Consider the following 4,721-nt stretch of genomic DNA (forward strand, 5'->3'; position numbering starts at 1 on the left):
CATCTTAACTTCCATGGGTACGTATACCTCTGTTGGTTTAGAAGTAGCAACTACATAATAATCGCCCCCCCAGGCAAGGAAGAAAAATGCTGCACAGGTAATGATTACCGCTTTGGTAACATTCTTTCTGTACCAAACACGCAAAGAATATCCACCGTATGATTTATTTCTGTCTTCAAAAACAATCTCATCCAGGGTAGCACTATATAAATCTAATTCCTCTTTCATAGACTACTTTGTGATGCCGCCTTTTCAGCCCGTACTAATTTAATATCATCAGGAGATGCGTCTACCATGGCTTTTTTGCCAATACCAAGAATCGCAAGCTCATCAATAACATCAATAAGATTTTTGTACTTTGATTCCTTCATCGGTTTAATGATCACATTCAGATCTTTCTCTAATTTATTTCTTTTTTCCAATAATACCGCACGGATACCATCTTCAGAAAAATCTGTCTCGTGAAAATCTGTTGATCCATCCTGGTTCATTGTATACCAGTATACAATATCATCTTCTCCCAGAATAAGCGTTATTGCATGACTGGCTTTTAATTCAGGCTGTTCCTGTGGGTCCTTAATATCCGGCGGAACACCGAAATCAAATTTCTGTTGTTTGGTTAAAGTTGTGGCCAACATAAAGAAAGTAATTAAAAGGAAAGCCAAATCCACCATGGGCGTCATATCCACTTTAGTAGATACCTTTTTAGATCTTTTCTTTCCGCCTTTACCGCCACCGTCACCAGTGTTAATTTCAGCCATAGTATTATAAGTTTGATGGTTTAGCTTCTAATGTAGTTACCAGGCTAAACGCATAAATTCTTCTCTTCTTTAATGTAGCGATTACTTCACTAAACTTACTGTAGTTAGCATCCTGATCGCCTTTGATTGCAATTGTCAGGTCAGGATTTACTGCCTTTGCAGTAGCAATCCACTCTTCCAATTGATTGTCTGTTGAATCTGCAGGTATACCGCCCTGAGGAAATTTCTTTCTGATTTCGTCCGGCTGTGCCAGATACGAAACCAAATCCGATTTTTGCATACCAAAGGTTTCTGTTAACTCAAAAGTCATTTTTTGCTTTTCAGTCAGATTCACTTTAAAGGTGTTTGCGTATGCATCAATCATTTCTCTTCTCAATGTCTGGTCAGGCACTGTAAGGAAGATCCTGTCATCGTTGCTTATTGATATCCGGATCAAATCTTTTTCTTCATATTTCTGATTGGAAATGGAAGACGGAACATCAAACTGTGCAGGCTCAGGAACCTTCATTTTAGCCGTTAAGATAAAGAAGGTAAGCAACAGGAAAGCCATATCACACATGGCAGTCATGTCGAGAGAAATGCTGTGTCTTTTTGTTTTTACTTTAGCCATGGCTTAAGACATTCGGTTAATTAAGCCAGTACAGCTGATTCTTTTTCTTTGTGGTTTGCGGCAAAGTTCTGGTTGATACTGAAACCTACTTCATCAATGCTGTATGTCAATGTATCAATTTTGCTTGTAAACAAGTTGTAGAAAATGATCGCGAATGCGGAAGAAGAAATACCAAGCGCTGTGTTGATCAAGGCTTCAGAGATACCAGTTGCCAATGCTTCTGCATTTGGAGTACCTGAACTTGCCAATGCAGCGAAAGCTTTGATCATACCAATTACTGTACCTAATAAACCTACAAGTGTTGCTACTGAAGCAAGCGTTGCCAGAATTGTTAAGTTCTTCTCTAAAATAGGCAGTTCCAATGCTGTTGCTTCTTCAAGTTCTTTCTGAATCGCAACCTGCTTCTGATCTTTGCTCATGGATTTATCTGATGCTACCGATTTATATTTCTGTAATACAGATAAGGTAACATTACCCAATGAACCTTTCTGCTGTTCGCAGATCTCAATAGCACCGTTTACATCATTCGTAGAAAGGAATGATTTTATTTTACGTACAAAGTTATCTAAAGAACCTGAACCATAAGCCTGCTGAATAGTAATGAAACGTTCAACAGAAAATGTAATAACCATTAAAAAGAAAGACATAAGGATCGGTACTATAAACCCACCTTTGTATACAATACCAAAATAATTTCCAACCTTAGGCTCACCTGTTGGTTCAAAGTTGCTTTTTGCACCAAAGATGAAGTGGAATACAATTTCAGCAACAATAATACAAATCGGGATAACTAATAATGCGAACGTAGAGCTGAATTTTGATTTTTGTGGGATTGCTTGATTTTCCATATTAATTTAAACTTAAGATACTATTCAGATTTATTTTTGGTGCAAATTTCGGGATTACTCTATTAAGGAAATGTTAACTTTAACTTAATTCCGTTATCAATTTAATAACATTAGAATTAAAATGCTGATTGGCAACTGTTTATTTTTTTGTATTTATTTCTATATTTTTCAACATATTGCCTTATCGACTAAACTAAGATTGCTATTCTATACAAAAGTAGTAGAGATTCAGAAAAACTCCAAATAAAAACAAAATTAAATTTTATAGTTACTTAAATTTTAGTATTCATACAGAATTAAATTATGCAAGTAAACAAAAAACAGTTACTAATCATTGGCTCAGGCACCATGGGCAATGGAATTGCACACAGTTTTGCCCAATATCAATTTCCTGTACTTTTATTTGACACAAGCAGTTCGTCCTTACAAAAAGGACTGCAGCAAATTTCAACCAATTTAGAACGACAGATTTCGAAAGGTAGTATTTCAATTGCTGATAAAGAGACAATTTTAGCCAATATCACCCCTATGCAGGATCTGGAAAAAGCATGTGCCACATGCGACGTTGTTATTGAAGCTGTACCGGAACTGATTGACATAAAAAAAGATGTATTTCAATCCATTGACAGGCACTGCAAACCTGAAACCATCCTGGCAAGCAACACTTCTTCTATTTCAATTACCAAGCTTGCAAGTTTTACAGGCCGGCCGGACAAAGTTGTTGGTATGCACTTCATGAACCCCGTACCAATCATGCCTTTGGTTGAAATCATCGCAGGATTGAAAACCAGCGAACCTACGATTGAAACGATCCAGTCACTTACCCGTGAGTTACATAAAACACCTGTTCATACCAATGACTTTCCGGGGTTCATTTCCAACAGGATTTTAATGCCTATGATCAACGAGGCTATTTATAGTTATTACGAAGGTGTCGCAGGTATTGCTGAAATCGATCAGATCATGAAGCTTGGTATGGCTCATCCCATGGGACCATTACAACTGGCAGATTATATCGGTCTGGATGTTTGCCTGAACATCATGCATGTACTATATGAAGGTTTCAAAAATCCTAAATATGCTCCCTGCCCCCTTTTAACCAACATGGTACAAGCCGGATTTCTTGGAAACAAATCTAAATCAGGATTTTATGACTGGTCAGATCCTAAAAATCTTCAGATCAACAAACTGCTCCGGAAAAATTTGTAAGTCAGTTTTTATAGTTTTTACTTAAGTTAAAAAAAATGGGCCAATAATTGCTAATTATTCTAAAAACAGCCTTCTATAATTGTTTTGTATTAAGGAATTGTTTTATAAATTAGCTATAATATTGAATATTCGTTATTTCATACCACCCTTTATGTCTAAGTTAAGATTATTATTTTTTTTAACTATTGTTGTATTTTTCCATGTAAATGGAACGGCTCAAACAATTGCCGGTAAAGTACTTTCTAAAGAATGGAAAACGATAGAATATGGCTATAAACCGGATAGTATTCAAATAGACAACATCTACTACATCCATGGTGACGGAATGTTTATGTGTTCCAATAAAGGTTTGTATTATTATGTAGATTCTTTGTTCAGATTCAAGAAAATTGAAGTTTCTCCCAATCTTAAAAATTCCCGTGTAAGCATTGTAATGAAACATTTGGATTATTACTATGTAGGTTTCAGAGATGGTTATGGATTGTTCAGAAGTGAGGACTTAAAAAAATGGGAACCATTGGGTAGTGGTAAACTCGGAACCAGTAAAATCTTCTATCTGTATAGCATGGATTCTATGCTTTTTGTATGCAACTGGCAAAAAACCATTTATCTTTCGCACAACCTTGGTAAGACCTTCAGGGGTATCAGTGTTGGATTCAACGCCCTGGGCAAAAGCTATATCAATAATATTGAAAATTCAGAAGAGTACATGTTTTGCAGCATGCATGGAGATGGCGTATATTCTCTTAATATCAAAAAAGGTGAATCCTGGGAATATAATAGTAAAGGTTTACCCGAAAGTAAAAACATTGGCGATCTCGCAGACATAGGTAAGACGCTGTTTATTGCGACTGATAATGGTGTATACCGTTCCGACAACAAAGCATCCTCCTGGAAAGCCTATAACACCGGTATGGAAGGTAAATTAATTACAAGATTAATAGCTGAAGGCGGAGTTTTATATGCAGCAACAGATAAAGGTGAATTGTTTTTCTCCGAGGACCAGGCTGTTACCTGGAAAAAAATAGCCATTGATTTTATGCAGTCTCCCATTACGGGGATTTGCGCGACAGACAAAGCAATCTTTGTAGCAGTGAATGGCGAAGGTGCAAAGCCTTCTTACGTATATTACCTGCCTTTCATGAAAAAGAAATAATTAATTTAGGTATTCCCTATAAAAGTCGCCTCCCCCACACCCCAACGAATCGGGTCGGGCCGCGCCATTTTTTTTGTTGTTTTTAATTGATAATAAATTTGAATTAAAATCTGGGTTACACCAAAACAACCTTTAAT

At 36.5% G+C, this 4,721-nt stretch carries 5 protein-coding genes and 1 pseudogene; 2 read left to right on the top strand and 4 right to left on the bottom strand.

The features are described from left to right. The 4 genes and pseudogenes from ACTHJT_RS01090 to ACTHJT_RS01105 form a co-directional block, all read right to left on the bottom strand. Positions 1-228, bottom strand: a pseudogene (locus tag ACTHJT_RS01090) (energy transducer TonB); the annotation flags it as partial. Further along, the gene (locus ACTHJT_RS01095; RefSeq protein WP_440235757.1) at positions 225-761 is read right to left on the bottom strand and encodes an ExbD/TolR family protein; all 537 of its coding nucleotides are present in this window, start codon (positions 759-761) and stop codon (positions 225-227) included. The pseudogene ACTHJT_RS01090 and the gene ACTHJT_RS01095, both read right to left, overlap by 4 nt. Before the next feature lie 4 nt (positions 762-765). Further along, positions 766-1,371 (bottom strand): ExbD/TolR family protein, encoded by a 606-nt coding sequence (locus tag ACTHJT_RS01100; RefSeq protein WP_440235759.1) that lies wholly within the window; start codon positions 1,369-1,371, stop codon positions 766-768. 20 nt (positions 1,372-1,391) lie between these two features. Beyond that, complete coding sequence (locus tag ACTHJT_RS01105) at positions 1,392-2,219, bottom strand: MotA/TolQ/ExbB proton channel family protein (RefSeq protein WP_440235760.1); 828 nt, start codon at positions 2,217-2,219, stop codon at positions 1,392-1,394. A 303-nt stretch (positions 2,220-2,522) separates the two neighbouring features. Between ACTHJT_RS01105 and ACTHJT_RS01110 the strand changes: the two genes are divergently transcribed. Then, a complete protein-coding gene (locus ACTHJT_RS01110) occupies positions 2,523-3,428 on the top strand; it encodes a 3-hydroxyacyl-CoA dehydrogenase family protein (protein WP_440235761.1) in 906 nt (301 codons plus the stop codon). A 151-nt stretch (positions 3,429-3,579) separates the two neighbouring features. Continuing rightward, positions 3,580-4,584, top strand: a complete 1,005-nt coding sequence (locus ACTHJT_RS01115; protein WP_440235762.1) for a hypothetical protein — start codon at positions 3,580-3,582, stop codon at positions 4,582-4,584. The last annotated feature ends 137 nt before the right edge of the window (positions 4,585-4,721 follow it).

The sequence above is a fragment of the Cytophaga sp. genome, assembly GCF_051961495.1.
Classification (GTDB): domain Bacteria; phylum Bacteroidota; class Bacteroidia; order Cytophagales; family Cytophagaceae; genus Cytophaga.